The 16,093-nt window shown below is 44.4% G+C and carries 13 protein-coding genes; 5 read left to right on the top strand and 8 right to left on the bottom strand.

What is annotated here, in order from left to right:
- Positions 1 to 113: 113 nt before the first annotated feature.
- Together ABFV72_RS02080 and ABFV72_RS02075 are read left to right on the top strand one after the other, a co-directional pair.
- Positions 114 to 1,115, top strand: coding sequence for an LLM class flavin-dependent oxidoreductase (locus ABFV72_RS02080; protein ID WP_347162186.1), 1,002 nt, complete (start codon positions 114 to 116; stop codon positions 1,113 to 1,115).
- Between the two features lie 48 nt (positions 1,116 to 1,163).
- Positions 1,164 to 1,328 carry a hypothetical protein gene (locus tag ABFV72_RS02075; RefSeq protein ID WP_166739203.1) on the top strand — a complete coding sequence of 55 codons (165 nt, stop codon included), beginning with the start codon at positions 1,164 to 1,166 and terminating at the stop codon, positions 1,326 to 1,328.
- Between the two features lie 110 nt (positions 1,329 to 1,438).
- Here the strand turns inward: ABFV72_RS02075 and ABFV72_RS02070 are convergent, their stop codons facing one another.
- The 5 genes from ABFV72_RS02070 to ispF form a co-directional block, all read right to left on the bottom strand.
- Positions 1,439 to 2,398, bottom strand: a complete 960-nt coding sequence (locus tag ABFV72_RS02070; protein WP_347162184.1) for an AEC family transporter — start codon at positions 2,396 to 2,398, stop codon at positions 1,439 to 1,441.
- 239 nt (positions 2,399 to 2,637) lie between these two features.
- Positions 2,638 to 4,533 (bottom strand): tRNA uridine-5-carboxymethylaminomethyl(34) synthesis enzyme MnmG, encoded by a 1,896-nt coding sequence (gene mnmG / locus ABFV72_RS02065; protein ID WP_347162182.1) that lies wholly within the window; start codon positions 4,531 to 4,533, stop codon positions 2,638 to 2,640.
- Positions 4,534 to 4,791: 258 nt separating this feature from the next.
- The gene (locus ABFV72_RS02060) at positions 4,792 to 5,331 is read right to left on the bottom strand and encodes a hypothetical protein (protein ID WP_347162180.1); all 540 of its coding nucleotides are present in this window, start codon (positions 5,329 to 5,331) and stop codon (positions 4,792 to 4,794) included.
- 267 nt (positions 5,332 to 5,598) lie between these two features.
- Positions 5,599 to 5,949 (bottom strand): Grx4 family monothiol glutaredoxin, encoded by a 351-nt coding sequence (gene grxD / locus ABFV72_RS02055; protein ID WP_347162179.1) that lies wholly within the window; start codon positions 5,947 to 5,949, stop codon positions 5,599 to 5,601.
- A 116-nt stretch (positions 5,950 to 6,065) separates the two neighbouring features.
- Positions 6,066 to 6,569: a 2-C-methyl-D-erythritol 2,4-cyclodiphosphate synthase gene (gene ispF / locus ABFV72_RS02050; RefSeq protein ID WP_160021940.1), complete on the bottom strand. Its 504-nt coding sequence runs from the start codon at positions 6,567 to 6,569 to the stop codon at positions 6,066 to 6,068.
- A 374-nt stretch (positions 6,570 to 6,943) separates the two neighbouring features.
- On the opposite strand from ispF, the gene mnmA reads away from it, so the two are divergent.
- Positions 6,944 to 8,056, top strand: coding sequence for a tRNA 2-thiouridine(34) synthase MnmA (mnmA, locus tag ABFV72_RS02045; RefSeq protein WP_431192067.1), 1,113 nt, complete (start codon positions 6,944 to 6,946; stop codon positions 8,054 to 8,056).
- Between the two features lie 212 nt (positions 8,057 to 8,268).
- Entirely contained in the window at positions 8,269 to 9,660 is a 1,392-nt protein-coding gene (gene purB, locus ABFV72_RS02040) for an adenylosuccinate lyase (protein ID WP_347162176.1), read from the top strand.
- 243 nt (positions 9,661 to 9,903) lie between these two features.
- Here the strand turns inward: purB and ABFV72_RS02035 are convergent, their stop codons facing one another.
- Positions 9,904 to 10,089: an NF038104 family lipoprotein gene (locus ABFV72_RS02035; protein WP_057759633.1), complete on the bottom strand. Its 186-nt coding sequence runs from the start codon at positions 10,087 to 10,089 to the stop codon at positions 9,904 to 9,906.
- A gap of 190 nt (positions 10,090 to 10,279) precedes the next feature.
- On the opposite strand from ABFV72_RS02035, the gene ABFV72_RS02030 reads away from it, so the two are divergent.
- Entirely contained in the window at positions 10,280 to 11,452 is a 1,173-nt protein-coding gene (locus ABFV72_RS02030) for a cupin domain-containing protein (protein ID WP_347162174.1), read from the top strand.
- Positions 11,453 to 11,643: 191 nt separating this feature from the next.
- On the opposite strand, the gene ABFV72_RS02025 is transcribed toward ABFV72_RS02030, so the two are convergent.
- Positions 11,644 to 12,336, bottom strand: coding sequence for a 1-pyrroline-5-carboxylate dehydrogenase (locus ABFV72_RS02025; RefSeq protein ID WP_101204808.1), 693 nt, complete (start codon positions 12,334 to 12,336; stop codon positions 11,644 to 11,646).
- Between the two features lie 11 nt (positions 12,337 to 12,347).
- Positions 12,348 to 15,611 (bottom strand): bifunctional proline dehydrogenase/L-glutamate gamma-semialdehyde dehydrogenase PutA, encoded by a 3,264-nt coding sequence (gene putA / locus ABFV72_RS02020; RefSeq protein WP_347162171.1) that lies wholly within the window; start codon positions 15,609 to 15,611, stop codon positions 12,348 to 12,350.
- Positions 15,612 to 16,093 lie beyond the last annotated feature (482 nt).

Below are 16,093 nucleotides of genomic sequence, written 5' to 3'. Positions count from 1 at the left end.
AACAGAGTTAGCTGGCTTTGTTATGATTCATTAACAGTGACTAGCGGCACTTGAAACTACCACTGTCTATTAGCATATCAGTAGAAAATAATTTACACACTACTGGAACATTTATGAGTAATAAAATCCCGTTATCTTTCTTAGATCTTGCGCCTGTCCCTCAAGGCAAAACCATCGCTAAAGGCATCGCCCAAACGGTGGAAACCGCGCAGCAAGCGGAAAAATCAGGCTTAAACCGCTATTGGATGGCAGAGCATCACAATATGCCCGGTATTGCCAGTGCAGCTACTTCAGTACTACTATCGCATATCGGTAGTCAAACCGACCGTATCCGTATTGGTGCTGGCGGCGTTATGCTACCGAACCATGCCCCTCTCGTGATTGCTGAGCAGTTTGGCACTTTGCAGGCACTATATGGCGACCGTGTAGACTTAGGTCTAGGCCGTGCACCTGGTACTGATGGAGCGACGTTTCAGGCACTTCGTCGACAAATGAAAGATGCAGAACGCTTTCCACAAGATGTGCAAGAGCTGATGTATTTCTTAGGTAATGATACAGATGGCAGTCCTGTACAGGCATTCCCTGGCGCAAAATCAGGCATACCGATTTGGATATTAGGCTCTTCTCTATTTGGTGCGACCTTGGCTGCACATTTAGGACTACCTTATGTGTTTGCCTCTCACTTCGCCCCGCAAATGCTTGGGCAAGCAATTGAGGCTTACCGTGAGCAATTTAAACCGTCTGTCTATCTAGATAAGCCTTATGTCATGCTGGCTGCAAACTTGTTACTGGCGGATGATGATGCGACCGCGCAGTATCACTTTACCTCAGCACAGCAGAGCTTTGTACGTCTTCGCCGTGGTGAAACAGGTCAAATGCCTAAGCCTACTCATGATATGGACAGTATCTGGAGTCAAGCGGAAAAAATGATGGTAGACAATGCATTGTCAGTATCGTTCATTGGCTCTGTCGACACGGTCAAACCAAGACTCGCTGCATTTTTGGCAACCTATCAGCCAGATGAGCTGATTGTGACGGCCAATATATATGACCAAGCTGCCCGTATCCGTTCACTTGAACTTACACCGGAGCTAAACTTATTTACTTTACAATGAAATGAGACAATTGCATAATTATTGATGAACCTTAACTGGATTTTTGACATGGAAGCAACTCCCATTATCGGTGCATCGCTCATGATTGGCTCGTCAATATTTATGTATATCGTCGCCTTTCTTGCAGTTATGGCTATCGGTGGTTATTTGACCTATCGTACTAGCCCGAAGCGCAAGCAGCGCCGTGAAGACAAGCGTAATAATGAACGCTAAATCAGTACAAAAAGCCCTCTTTTCTTATTTGAAAAGAGGGCTTTTTTAATGCTGTCAAAATTAGATAAAGCGAAAGTACTTACTTATTTAAAAATAGTACAAAATCTGCATTACATCAATCCAAGCGCACGTAACGTCGCTGCCCCAATCGCCATACCAAACATACCGACAACAGTAGTAAATGCCAAAATATTAGCCGCTAATACGTCATTGCCACCCATTGCTTTTGCCATGACATAGCTGGCTGCAGCTGTTGGTGATGCGACCATCAAAAACAACACCCCCATATGCACACCTGACAACCCAAACCCGAGCCCAACAGCGATCGCAATCAATGGTGCAATGACAATTCGCCCAATACTCGCCTGCATGGATAAGCCCGAAGGATGCAACATAGATTTTAGGTTAATACTAGCACCTGCACAGATCAGTGCTAGCGGCAGAGCCACCGCTGCCAGTAAATCACCAGTGGTATGAATTACACCAGTGAGTGGCGGTAACGGTAGTGCCTTATAAACGAATGCCCCAACCAATGCCAAAATCAAAGGATTGGTCAGTAACTTTTTCACAATCATCGTACCGCGACTAACCCATGTGTCATCCACGCTTTTGGATACACGGCTTAGGGTAATGACCGCCAAAATATTAAACAGTATCGTCACCACACCCATATAGACAGCACCGATACTCAATCCTTCTGCGCCGTAAGCATTGGCCACGGTTGCAAGGCCAATAATGGCCATGTTGCTACGGAATACGCCTTGTACAAACACGCCTTGGTCTTCAGGACGCTTGACGAAGCGTTTGGCATAAAACTCTGCGCCAATAAATAATATAAACGTCACCAAGATACCAACAAGGATAAGCGTAATTTGCTTACCATAATCGACATCGCTATCGACCACGCTAAAGAACAATAAACACGGCAAGCAATAATTAAAGACAAAACTTGATGCCTGATCGATAAAAGTTTGGCTTGCTTCACCCCGTCTTTGCATAAAAAAACCCAACCACATTAAGGCCAGGTTGGGTAAGACAATAGTAATAGCAAAAACAATAGCATCAATCATAAGTAGACTCAGTTCGGTGACAAGCCCATGAATATATGGACATCAGCGAGACAAATTAACAAGTAGTAAGAAAATTTACTGACCTAGTATAGAGACAAAGTAGCAAGTAGGACAAGGTTACAGGTGACTTTCTTTTAAAACTGACTGTTTTTTTGACAAACAAAAGCCCGTAACGAAATGTCGTTACGGGCTTTTTATACTATAAGTGCTTTATTATAAAAGGCTTTATTACATAGCTATTATGAGTCCAATGCAGCTTTTGCTTTTTTATGCTTTTTAACCGTCATCGCCAACAATTGAATGGCAGCAGGGGTTACACCGCTTACGCGTCCCGCTTGAGCTAGCGTCGCAGGACGAACTTGCGTAAGTTTCTGCACTATCTCATTTGATAGTCCAGATACGACGCTATAGTCAAAGTCCATCGGTAGTGCGGTATTCTCGAGACGTTTCATCTGATCGATGTCTTCTTGCTGACGATCGATATAGCCGGCGTATTTGACAGAAATCTCTATCTGCTCACCCACTTGTGCATCAACGGTTGAGTCAGTTATAGCGGCGATATCAGCAAAATGTATCTGCGGACGCTTTAGCAAATCGAAGGCAGTCGACTCTTTAGACAACACTTCACCTGTTTGCTCAGTCACTTGCTTACCTAAAGCATTAGCAGGCGTTGCCCACATATCTTTTAGGCGTGAAGTTTCTGTGGCGATGGCTTCCATTTTTTCTTGATACGCCTGCCAGCGCACATCGTCAACCAAGCCAAGCTTGCGACCTGTTTCAGTCAAGCGTTGATCTGCATTGTCTTCACGTAGCAATAGACGATACTCTGCGCGGCTCGTAAACATACGATACGGCTCGGTAGTACCGTGGGTAATCAAGTCATCGACAAGCACCCCAAGATACGCTTCATCGCGGCGCGGTGTCCACGTGTCAAACTCGCTATTGTTGGTAGTGACCAATGCCGCATTGGTACCTGCGAGCAAACCTTGTACGCCCGCTTCTTCATAGCCTGTCGTACCATTGATCTGACCCGCAAAATACAGACGATCAATAGACTTGGTTTCAAGCGTTGGCTTTAGGTTTTGTGGGTCAAAGTAATCATACTCAATCGCATAACCCGGACGAGTAATATGCGCGTTTTCTAAGCCTTTCATACTATGAATAAAGTCTAACTGCACATCAAATGGCAAACTGGTTGAGATACCGTTTGGATATAGCTCATGCGTGGTCAGACCTTCTGGCTCGATAAATATCTGATGACTGTCTTTATCCGCAAAACGATGAATTTTGTCTTCGATAGATGGGCAATAACGTGGGCCTACGCCTTCGATTTTGCCAGAGAACATTGGTGAACGGTCAAGGTTTTCACGAATGATATCATGAGTACGCGCATTGGTATGGGTGATATAACAATTGACCTGCTCAGGATGCATAGAAACATCACCCATATAGCTCATCACTGGCAACGGCGTATCACCCGGCTGTACCGTCATCACGCTGAAATCAACACTACGCGCATCGATACGTGCCGGCGTACCTGTCTTTAGACGACCAACTGGCAGCTTAAGCTCACGTAAACGATCTGCCAATTTGATAGAAGGCTGATCCCCTGCACGGCCACCCTTTGAGTTCTCTAAACCAATATGGATAACGCCGCCCAAGAAAGTTCCTGAAGTCAATACCACTGTTTCGGTCTTAAAGACAATACCTGTAGAAGTAACGACTGCCGTCGCACGACCGTTTTCAACCAAGATATCATCAGCAGCTTGCTGGAATATATCTAAATTTGGCTGGTTTTCTAGCGTATGGCGGATAGCTGCTTTATATAAGATACGATCTGCTTGCGCGCGCGTGGCACGAACGGCAGCCCCTTTGCGACTGTTTAGTACGCGAAACTGGATACCTGCTTTATCTGTCGCCAGCGCCATTGCACCGCCTAACGCATCAATCTCACGCACCAGATGCGATTTACCGATACCGCCAATCGCAGGGTTACAGCTCATCTGCCCGAGCGTCTCAATATTATGCGTCAACAATAAGGTCTGTGCGCCCATACGTGCCGCCGCCAGAGCAGCTTCTGTACCAGCATGACCACCGCCGATCACTATCACGTCGTAATGTTTTGGGTATTGCATGTGTGCCTCACTTGACTCATAACGCTGCTGATAGCCATATCTTATGTTCAAATAAGAAAACAGTCAGCAAATAAACGTCAGTCGAATTTATAAAAGATAACGACTCAGATAAGTCGTTCATAATTGAGTAAATAACCTATCATTATAACAATTTTTTCACGCTTAAAAAACGCTAGGACAAAAACTATTATAATTAAGCGCAAAGATATTTATGCCATCATCACTTTGGTTGCTAGCTTTTGAGTTCGTGATGATGTCTTAGTTATTACTGTTTCCACGGCTAAGCGGTACGATCTGATCTGATTGACCACTAGACAGCATATGATGGCTACCATACCCTTCTGGATTGATCTGTAAATAGGCGTTCATTTGACCGATCGCCTCACCATCATCACTGGCTAAAATCTGCTCTTTGATAAGCTCAACCGGTGGTAATGGTAAGTTTTTAAGTAATGCCAAACGCTGATGGTTATCACCCTTGTTGACTACCAATTCGATAAGCTGACGAGCATCAATTGGCAAATCTGGTGTGTTCTGTGCCAATAATGCCAAATGATAAGCACCTGCGGGATCTTGGTCTACAACGATACGCTGCTCGATAGCCACATATGTCGCTTCAGTTGCACCACCTGCCACACTAAGCTGATGAATACATTTAAGTGCTGAGTATGATTCATTGTTGGCAATCTCAATAATGCGTGTCGATTCATTTTTCAAACGTTCACGGCGCTTTTCAATCGCCGCCTGCTCAGCCGCTTCTCTTTGCTCGTTTAACTGTTCACTGGTTTCGTTATTCATAAAGCTCTCTTACTCATCTGATAATTATTATTTGTATCGCTGACATCTTGGACACTATATGGGGGTAAATCCTATAAAAACAACGAAGCCTAATGACATAGGCGCGTGGAAATACTAATGGGGACAATAATAAATACGGTACTAACGATACTAATAGCGACAATAAAAAAACCCAAATAGCCATCAAATGACTATCTGGGTTTGCTGTGCTCGTCTCTTGCAAAGGCTAATTGGACATTAAAGACATCCAATTCACACTTTTAAGTATTAAGCAGCAGGGCTGTTTGCTTCAACCAATGGCTTTAGCTCGCCTGACTGATACATTTGCAAGATGATGTCTGATCCACCCATTAGCTCGCCATCAATCCATAACTGCGGGAACGTTGGCCAGTTAGCGATTTTTGGCAACGTTGCACGGATTTCTGGGTTTTCTAAAATGTTTACAAACGCAAATGGACGACCAATCTGTGTCAACACTTCGATAGAGCGCGCTGAAAAGCCACACTGTGGAAATTGCGGTGTACCTTTCATGTAGATAATAACTTTATTGTCACGGATTTGATCACGGATCAATTGTTCAACGTCGTTTGCAGAAGTGTTTGGGGTTTGCTCACTCATAAAAGCTCCTATTGATAAAGCGGTTCATTAAAATGATTATTTATATAAAATAAATGTGTAAAGACGTGGCTGATACATGGGGCGACTGCCGCTGTATTACAAGCACGAATTTCTATCTATATAGGTTCGATAGCATTAGGGACTAATAATACCACGGCATTGGCCATGATGCCCTCTTGACGACCCGTAAATCCCAATTTTTCAGTCGTGGTGGCTTTCACACTGATATTGCTAATATCTGTTTGCAGGTCACTAGCGATATTAGCGCGCATGGCTAGATTATGCGGCGCTAACTTTGGACGCTCACACATCACCGTAATATCAGCATTGCCTAGGCTATAACCAGCCTCTTGCACTTTACTATAAACATAACGCAGCAATACTCGTGAATCCAATCCAGCATGTGCCGCATCGGTATCGGGAAAATGTTGCCCGATATCGCCAAGTGCTAAAGCACCAAGTAGCGCATCAGCAAGTGCGTGCAAGACCACATCCCCATCAGAGTGTGCGAGCAAACTGTGAGTATGCTCAATAGGCACGCCCGCTAGAATGACATATTGTTGCTGCTGACCATTATTATGAAAAGCATGAACGTCGATACCTTGACCAATTTTTATCATTATTATTCCAAGATGAGTTAAAGGTGATTAAAATAATTCAAAACCACTATCTGAATTTTCAAAGTGGTTTTACTAGTAGCCAGACACCATCGGTCGCCACCAGTTTCAATTAACTGGTATAATATGACGTTTATTTTATCATAATACCAGATCCAAAAGACAAGCTGACGTTGTTGTACTGAGACTACGTATTGTAGTAATTGCATAACACTTGGCGTCGGCATGTACTTTGGATAACGTATAAATAGTTGAGCCGTTTTATGTCAGCCATACAAAATACCTCAAGCACAACCGTTTCTGAGTCTTTTAATGCTCATCGCCCTTTAACACTTGCTGATGTCGAAAATCCTAGCACCAAGCATGTGATTGTCGGTATGTCAGGTGGGGTCGATTCTTCTGTATCAGCCGTATTACTTCAGCAGGCAGGCTTCAAGGTCGAAGGCTTGTTTATGAAGAACTGGGAAGAAGATGACGGCACCGAATACTGTACGGCGATGGATGATCTAGCAGACGCGCAAGCCGTATGTGACAAAATCGGTATGAAGCTACACACGGCTAACTTTGCTATGGAATATTGGGATCGCGTATTCGAGCATTTTTTAGCGGAATATAAAGCAGGCCGCACCCCAAACCCTGATATCTTGTGCAACAAAGAAATTAAGTTTAAGGCGTTTTTGGACTATGCGTTGACGCTTGGGGCAGATTATATCGCGACCGGTCACTACACGCGCCGCAGTGTGAACTATACCAATGCCGAAGGTGAAGAGGTTGCGCAGCTATTGCGCGGTCTTGATAATAATAAAGACCAAAGCTATTTCTTGCATGCGGTTGGCGGTGGCAAAATCGCCAAAACGCTATTCCCAGTTGGTGAGCTTGAAAAGCCAGTGGTACGTCAGATTGCTGAAGAGCATGACCTAGCGACGGCTAAAAAGAAAGACTCTACGGGTATTTGCTTTATTGGTGAGCGCCGTTTTAAAGACTTCTTACAGCAATATCTGCCTGCCCAAAAAGGCGAGATACTTACTGATGATAATAAAGTCATCGGTACTCATGATGGCCTCATGTATTACACACTGGGTCAACGCGGCGGCATCGGCATTGGCGGCGTTAAAGACCGTCCTGAAGAACCGTGGTTTGTATTGGCAAAAGACTTAGAGAAAAACCGTTTAATCGTCGGTCAAGGGCATGAACATCCCATGCTAATGAGCAACGAGCTAAAAGCCTATAAGCTCGATTGGATTGATGGTTTACCACCTGCGGATGTGTTTAGCGACGAAGGTCTAGCCTGTATGGAGAAGTCTCGCTATCGCCAGCCAGACCAAGCGTGTCGCGTATTTGCGACCAATGCTGATGGCAGCGAAGTACGCGTGGTATTTGATGAGCCACAGCGCGCTGTCACTCCTGGACAGTCAGCGGTATTTTATATCGATGAAGTATGTCTGGGCGGCGGCGTGATTGAATCTATTGATGCACCTTGCGGATTTTAATTGATTCCTAAGACCCAACTTAAAGCATAAATGTTGATGCAGTGCATAGATTGATTTTAACGATCGTCAACATCGCTTTATTTGCATAGACCGCTTTTTTAATATCATATTTCTGCTATATTACGCGCAACGATTTCGACGTCGTTTTTTATATGGTAATTTTTTATCTAGACTCTTGCAGTTTTTTATTTCATAACTACTGAGGCATAACCATGACCCCACTTACCGCTCTCTCTCCAATTGATGGTCGTTACGCATCAAAGGCTGACAGCTTACGTCCTTATTTATCTGAATTTGGTCTAATCAAAGCTCGCGTTACGGTAGAGATTCGCTGGTTGCAGTCTTTAGCTGACAACAGCTCAATTGGTGAATTAGCAGCATTTGATGACCAGACCAACGCTTTTTTGAATGCAATCGTTGATGACTTTAGCGAAGCAGATGCTCAAGCTATCAAAGACATCGAAGCGACGACCAATCATGATGTAAAAGCGGTTGAGTACTTTATCAAAGACAAGTTCCGTGGTCAGGATGCCTTAATCGATTCACTTGAGTTCATTCACTTTGCCTGTACCAGTGAAGACATCAATAACTTATCGTATGCATTGATGCTCAAAGACAGCCGCGAGCTAGTCGTTGCCAAAATGCAGCAAGTGACTGACAGTATCGTTGACTTATCTATTGCTCACGCTGATCAGCCAATGTTATCACGTACACATGGTCAGACAGCCAGTCCAACGACACTTGGTAAAGAGATGGCAAACGTGGCCTACCGCCTAGCCCGTCAAATCAAGCAAATCAATCAAGTAGAGCTATTAGGTAAAATCAATGGCGCCGTCGGTAACTATAATGCGCATTTTTCAGCGTATCCTGACGTCGACTGGCAGAGCCATGCTGAAGCGTTTATCAATCAGCGTCTTGAGCTAACATTTAACCCTTATACGACTCAAATTGAGCCACACGACTATATCGCTGAGTTGTTTGATGCTGTTAAGCGCTTCAATACAATATTGGTCGATTTCAACCGTGATATTTGGCAATATATTAGCTTAGGCTATTTTAAACAGCGTCTAAAAGACGGTGAAGTTGGCTCTTCTACCATGCCGCATAAAGTTAATCCAATTGACTTTGAAAACTCTGAAGGTAACTTAGGCGTTGCCAACGCTATGCTAGCCCATTTGGGTGAGAAGCTACCAATTTCGCGTATGCAGCGTGACCTATCGGACTCAACGGTGCTGCGTAATATCGGTGTTGGCCTAGCACAGAGCATGATTGCGTTTGACGCTTGCCTAAAAGGCGTAGGTAAACTTGAGCTAAATGCACAGCGTTTAAATGATGATTTGAATCAAGCGCAAGAAGTGTTGGCAGAGCCGATTCAAACAGTCATGCGTCGCTACCGTGTTGAAAACCCGTATGAAAAACTAAAAGCCTTGACTCGTGGTAATGCCATGACTCGTGAAGCCATGCTAACGTTCGTCGAAAGCGATGAGCTATCGGCAGTTAGTGATGCAGACAAAGAACGCCTACGTGCATTGACGCCTGCTACTTATATCGGTAATGCCGCTGAGCAAGCACGCGCTATTAAAGAATGGATTGCCAAGCTTTAATAGCTAATAAGAGCATACTGATAATAAGATCAGACTAGAAAGGTAGGAGCGCCTAGTATTATTTACTCGCTCCTATCTTTCTAGCACTTTTATCTTATTCAGTTATTATCTTAATAGCTATTATCTTAATAGCTATTATCTGAACAACTATTATCTGAATAACTAGTAACCTTACTTTGAACGCTATGATTGGTTTTGATTCGATTGCTTTTGATTCAAAACCCATAGTCGATAAGTAAGGTTTTATTTTTTATCATCATCGTCATCACTGTCGCCCGGTATGATGGCTTTACCTACAGCAACGGTTCCTTTGACCACGCCTTTGGTAGTTTTATAAGCGATTTTTGCGGGTACTGTGACGATTTTATGGACACAGGCTTGTAGCAAAAACACGCTAGCGATGATGACAACAAAATGCAGCTTTTTCATAACGTTCCTACGATTGAGTGGATGCTCTGATGACAGCTATTATTTTGATAATCGTGATTGCTTATATGTACTATATAAACGTCACCAAAATAATAGACATCAAATAGATGACAATCTTAAACTATTAAAACCCTCCTATAAAGCATCCCTTATTATTAATCTTGTACACCGCCAAAATATGGATTTATCAATGACCTCTATCCCTCTTTGTTTACCCGACTCTATCACGCCTGAGCAATTCTTATCTGAATACTGGCAAAAGAAGCCACTGCTTATCAAGCAAGGGTTGCCGCAGCTAGTTAATATGTTTGAGCCAGATGACATGATTGGTCTTGCGCTTGAAGAAGATGCTAGCGCAAGACTGCTGACTCAAGCAGCCAGTAAAAAAGAAGGTCAGGCACAGTGGCAACTTAAAAAAAGCCCGTTGAATGAGACTGATTTTGAAAACTTGCCAGAGCAATGGACTGTATTGGTACAAAATCTTGAGCAATGGTCACCAGAGCTTGGCCAATTGTGGCAAGCATTTGACTTTATTCCGCAGTGGCAGCGCGATGACATCATGGTTTCTTACGCGCCAGCAGGTGGTTCGGTCGGTAAGCATTATGACGACTACGATGTGTTTCTGGCACAAGGCTATGGCTCTAGACGTTGGCAACTAGGCAAATTCTGTGATGACCAGACAGAGTTTGTTGCTGATGAGCCGCTGCGTTTATTTGACGACATGGGCGAGATTATCTTTGATGAGGTACTAGAAGCAGGTGATGTCCTTTATGTCCCGCCTAAATTATCACATTTCGGTGTGGCACAAGATGACTGTCTGACTTTCTCGTTTGGTTGCCGCCGTCCAAACCTGATGCAAATCATCGATAGTGTGGCCGATATTGCGACTAATGACAGCAAGCTATTTATCCCGATGCTACTACCGCAAGCACTACAAGCGTCAGGTGAATTGCAATCAGATAGCATTGCGGCTATCAAGGCGCAATTGCTAGAGATGCTACAGTCTGATCGCGGTGATGACATTATTCGCCAAGCAGTCTCTGAAGTGGTTAGTAAGCGCCAATATGATGCGCTGATGCCAGAAGAAACGTTAGATACCGATGAGCTAATACAAGCCCTATCAGAAGGAGCTACACTGCAGGCGGACTATAGCAACCGCCTACTCTATAGCCAGACCACTGATGGCACCGTGCTGTATGCCAATGGTCAACGTATCGATGGGCTTGATGAAGCTGCGATAGCAGTACTAGTACGCTTGGCCAATGGTGAAGCATTACAGTATAGCGACGTCGCAGATGTTGATGCAGATGATCTAAGCGAATGGCTAGAGAACGGTTGGGTATGGGTTGATATTGCTGAATAATATCTTGTCATCAGGCTTCAGTTAAATAGCATAAACAAAAAAACCGCTACCTGATAATTACTCAGATAGCGGTTTTTTCTTATACATCTTATGCAATCACTAGTTTGGTAGTTATAGCGCTACCAAACACCGCTTAGCCTTTATAAAAGTTGATATAAAAGCGAAGCGGATTCGTAATTAATGCAGTGATTCTACTCTGTACCAAGCTCAAGCAAGCTCGCGTTACCACCGATTGCTGTGGTATTGATAGTCTTGACTCGCTCAGTGACAAAACGATGCAGATAATCAGGCGTTAGCATTTCTGACAAGCCTTCCATATCAGTGACGCTGATAACCTGTGTCAAAATACCGTCAGTATTGGCAAGCTCTTGACTGATAGCTTGCACCTCGCTGCGGCTACCAGAGACAGCCACTTGTGCTAGACGATCGATGTATAAAAGCGTGACCGTTTGCGAATCGTTAGCCACACTTAATACATCTTCGCTGATACCTGTGTCGTGCAGTATCTTAGCAGCTTCATTACACATCTCATCTTGGCTTGGGCAATGCAATATAACTTCATTACCTGTTAGGAGTGCCGCGATAAGCTGACCTAATACTGCCATGGCTCTAGCAGTTTCGCCGCCGATGACCATCGTCTTACCACGACCAGTCACATACAAGTCATTGGACTCGCCTGTTGCCCCTGTCATACGATGCATCTCATCCAAGCTAGGCGCAGCGCTCAACAAATGGTTGAATAAACGCTTTGCTTTATTGGCATCACCAGTGAGCAATGCCAGTTTTGGAATGGCTGCTTGTAGATACGTTGCGCGATTGACTGCGCCGAGTAATCGCCAAGATTCACAAACCTGGGCATGATTTTTTTTGAATTCAGTCGCCATGTTGCTACTCCTTATGCGAGTTCTGTTTGAGTGGTAGTTTGGGTTTCAGTCGCAGTCATATGAGCAGCTGACTGTTCAGCATTGACTGTTTCTGAGCTAAGTTGCATCAGACGCGCAACATAGTGCGGGCCACCAGCTTTAGGGCCAGTACCAGATAGACCACAACCACCGAATGGCTGTACGTTTACGACCGCGCCGATTTGGTTACGGTTGATGTAAGTATTACCGACAAAGGCACGGCGCTCAATGTGCTCAACAGTATTTTCGATACGGCTATGGATACCTAACGTCAAACCAAAGCCTGTGTTGTTGATGGCATCAATCAGCTTATTCAAATCACGTGCTTGATAGCGCAGTACGTGTAGAATTGGGCCAAAGTGCTCACCACCGATCACATCGATGCTCTTCACTTCGATTGCGGTTGGCAATACAAAGGTAGACTTCTCTTGACTGACGACTGAGCTTGAGCTCATCGGCGTCTGTGCCAAGATAGTAGCAGTCGGCTCAGCACTCATACGTTCGATATGCGCCTCTAAACCATGCTTAGCATCTGCATCAATCACTGGACCTACATCTGTGGCAGCATATAGAGGATTGCCTACAGACAGCTCAGCCATATTCCCTTGCAATAGCTCGATTAAATCATCCGCCATTTCTTCCTGTACACACAATATGCGACAAGCTGAACAACGCTGACCTGCTGAACCAAATGCTGATAGTACCGCATCTCTAACGACTTGCTCCGGCAATGCTGTTGAGTCAACGATCATCGCATTTTGACCGCCAGTCTCAGCGATAAAGACAGGCAATTCGCCACTGGTTTGTGCATGGTCGTTTAGGCTTTGGTTGATACGTTGGGCTGTTTGAGTCGAACCTGTAAATATCACACCTGCGATATTATCAGCAGCCGTCAAAGCACCACCTACGTCGCCTGCACCAATGACCAATTGCAATGCTTCTGCAGGTATACCCGCTTGATACATCAACTGTGCACCAAAGTGAGCTACCAAACTGGTTTGTTCAGCAGGTTTCGCTACTACGGTGTTACCTGCAGCAAGTGCAGCTACAATCTGTCCCGTATAGATAGCCAATGGGAAGTTCCATGGACTGATACAGACAAAAGTACCGCGTGCTTTATACACTTGACGAGACTGCTTGCCAGCCAAGTCTGTAAATTCATGCACGACATCATCTAGGCGCTCTGCTTCGTCAGCATAGAAACGACAGAAATCAACGGCTTCTTTGATTTCATCGATGCCATCTTGCATGGTTTTGCCCGCTTCAACTTGGCATAGTGCCATTAGCTCAGCGTAGTTTTCTTCGTATAGGTCAGCAATCTTACGTAATATCTCAGCACGCTTAGCAGCTGGTACATTTTTCCATACATCTTGACCAGCAACAGCAACGTCAATCGCTTGGCGAGCCACTTCAGCGTTGGCATAAGTTACTTTACCAGCACTCACTTCGTGGTTCCAAGGCGCAAGTACAGTCTGCGTATCAAGTTGATTCGTTTGACCATCTACTTCATAGGTATCAACCGCTTTACCATTAATGATAGAGGTTGCTGACCATGTTTTGTGTAGATGGCTATCAATAGCTGATTTGAACGGCAGCCATTGTGACTCTACAAAGATATTAGGGCCAAAACTTGCACGACGTTCACCGTAAATCTCTAACGGTAACGGGATGTCTGGATTGTGCAATGTTGCATTACCAAGCAGCTTGTCATATGGATGCACTGTTAGCTTTTCGATTGGGTAAGACTTGTCTAGCAACTGATGAACAAACGAGCTGTTGGCACCGTTCTCTAACAAGCGGCGTACCAAGTATGGTAGCAAGTCTTTATGCGCGCCCACCGGAGCATAGATACGTACAGGAATCTCATAAGCTTGCAAAATGTGATCATAAAGCGCATCGCCCATGCCGTGCAGACGTTGAAATTCAAAGTCTCTATGTGCACTCATGGTCATGATTGATGACAATGTATGCGCATTATGCGTCGCAAACTGTGGCCAGATTAGCCCGCGCAGATGGTCTGACAATAAGAAGCGCGCGCAAGCAAGGTATGCAGTATCCGTACCTTCTTTACGTGTCCAAACTGGATAGCCTGATAGACCTTTTTGCTGAGCAAGTTTGATCTCAGTATCCCAGTAAGCGCCTTTTACTAGACGTACTGGAATACGATCACCGACTTCAGTAGACAAACGAGCAAGCCATGCTAATACAGCGATAGCGCGTTTAGAGTACCCTTGTACAACGATACCTAAACCATCCCAGTCTGCCGTTAAATTATCGCGGTACAAAGACTCAAACAGTTTTAGAGAAATCTCAAGGCGATCTGCTTCTTCAGCATCAATACTGATATCGACATTGACTTCACGTGCCGCTTCAATCAATAGCAGGCAGCGCTGACGTAATAGGCCCATTACTTGCGCTTCTTGCGTTGCTTCATAGCGAGGATGCAGTGCTGATAATTTGATAGACACTGACGGCTTCGGCATGCCTTCTTTGACTTTTACGTTGGCCGTAGCTCTGATCGCATGTAGATAGTCATTGAAGTATTTTTCCGCATCTTTATGCGTGATAGCCGCTTCACCTAACATATCAAATGAATAGGTATAGCCTCTATTACGATATGGCTGGCTGTTTTTATTGGCGTCTTCGATGGTCTCGCCCAATACAAACTGATGACCCATGATACGCATGGCTTTTTGCATCGCACTACGAATGACAGGCTCACCCATTTTCTTAGTCATGCGATCCAAGAAACCTGATGCAGTGGTACTGCTGTCAATACTGACAACGCGACCAGTCATCATCATGCCCCAAGTAGAGGCATTGACCATAAAGCCGTTGTCATTTTTGATGTGCTTTTTCCAGTCAGCCACACTCATTTTGTCATGAATCAACGCATCAGCCGTATAGTTGTCTGGTACACGAATCAAGGCTTCTGCCAAGCTCATGAGCAAGATACCTTCTTGGGTATCGAGGCTATACTCAAGCAATAATGAGTCAACCATCTTGACGGCTTTACCATCATTACGTACGTGCTCGACCAGTTTGCGCGTTTGCTCAGCAGCAGCATCGCGTTCTTCTATACTGGGTTTGGCAAGTGGCAATAACTCAGACAACCAACGTTCTTCATCGGCGCTATATAGCGGCGAAATACGCTTATTTAGCGCTTCTGCTGACTGGGCGAGATACTCAGGCGACAGCATATCAACAGGATTAAACAAGATCGGCTCTTGCGGGGTAAACTGGTCTACTGGGTTCATAATAACTCCATAACTATCGTTTAAAAACCATAATAAATGGTGCTTTAGGAAGTCTGATCGTCCTGTATAACTGCTCATAACCGCTATCAAAAAATAGGGGTTATTGACGGATATTCACAGCAATAATCAAAAGACCAAACGGCGCCATCACAAAACTAAAAATCCAGCATAGGCTGGAGACGGTTAAGTAGGTCGTTCGACTGTTAAACGGGCTACGTTAACAATACAAAGGCAACAACGAAAAGCTAAGCGGCATTAGTGCCTTCTTCTTGTTAGTAGTGAAAGGAGTGTGATGACCAAATATCGCCTTATTGAACCGAAAAATCGCTCTAATAATCACAAATCTGTCATCTTTGCTGATGCTAATTCACTGTAAGAAAAACCTCTACGGCGTTGATTGAGGTGATGCGCTTAACTCGGCTATAATATCACGAAAGTTTTTTTCAAACTAACGAAATTTATTATTTTCATAAATTAATATA

Origin of the sequence: Psychrobacter proteolyticus, from assembly GCF_039762275.1 — a bacterium.
Lineage (GTDB): Bacteria > Pseudomonadota > Gammaproteobacteria > Pseudomonadales > Moraxellaceae > Psychrobacter > Psychrobacter proteolyticus_C.
The sequence above is the reverse complement of the archived record's forward strand: the minus strand, read 5'-3'. Positions and strand labels throughout refer to the sequence as shown.

What these genes read in the sequence shown, in the direction of transcription:
- purB (WP_347162176.1), top strand. Translation starts at nt 8,269, where the DNA reads ATGACCCCACTTACCGCTCTCTCTCCAATTGATGGTCGTTACGCATCA.
- mnmA (WP_431192067.1), top strand. Translation starts at nt 6,944, where the DNA reads ATGTCAGGTGGGGTCGATTCTTCTGTATCAGCCGTATTACTTCAGCAG.
- ABFV72_RS02070 (WP_347162184.1), bottom strand. Translation starts at nt 2,398, where the DNA reads ATGATTGATGCTATTGTTTTTGCTATTACTATTGTCTTACCCAACCTG.
- ABFV72_RS02075 (WP_166739203.1), top strand. Translation starts at nt 1,164, where the DNA reads ATGGAAGCAACTCCCATTATCGGTGCATCGCTCATGATTGGCTCGTCA.
- ABFV72_RS02030 (WP_347162174.1), top strand. Translation starts at nt 10,280, where the DNA reads ATGACCTCTATCCCTCTTTGTTTACCCGACTCTATCACGCCTGAGCAA.
- mnmG (WP_347162182.1), bottom strand. Translation starts at nt 4,533, where the DNA reads ATGCAATACCCAAAACATTACGACGTGATAGTGATCGGCGGTGGTCAT.
- putA (WP_347162171.1), bottom strand. Translation starts at nt 15,611, where the DNA reads ATGAACCCAGTAGACCAGTTTACCCCGCAAGAGCCGATCTTGTTTAAT.
- ABFV72_RS02035 (WP_057759633.1), bottom strand. Translation starts at nt 10,089, where the DNA reads ATGAAAAAGCTGCATTTTGTTGTCATCATCGCTAGCGTGTTTTTGCTA.
- ABFV72_RS02060 (WP_347162180.1), bottom strand. Translation starts at nt 5,331, where the DNA reads ATGAATAACGAAACCAGTGAACAGTTAAACGAGCAAAGAGAAGCGGCT.
- ABFV72_RS02080 (WP_347162186.1), top strand. Translation starts at nt 114, where the DNA reads ATGAGTAATAAAATCCCGTTATCTTTCTTAGATCTTGCGCCTGTCCCT.
- grxD (WP_347162179.1), bottom strand. Translation starts at nt 5,949, where the DNA reads ATGAGTGAGCAAACCCCAAACACTTCTGCAAACGACGTTGAACAATTG.
- ABFV72_RS02025 (WP_101204808.1), bottom strand. Translation starts at nt 12,336, where the DNA reads ATGGCGACTGAATTCAAAAAAAATCATGCCCAGGTTTGTGAATCTTGG.
- ispF (WP_160021940.1), bottom strand. Translation starts at nt 6,569, where the DNA reads ATGATAAAAATTGGTCAAGGTATCGACGTTCATGCTTTTCATAATAAT.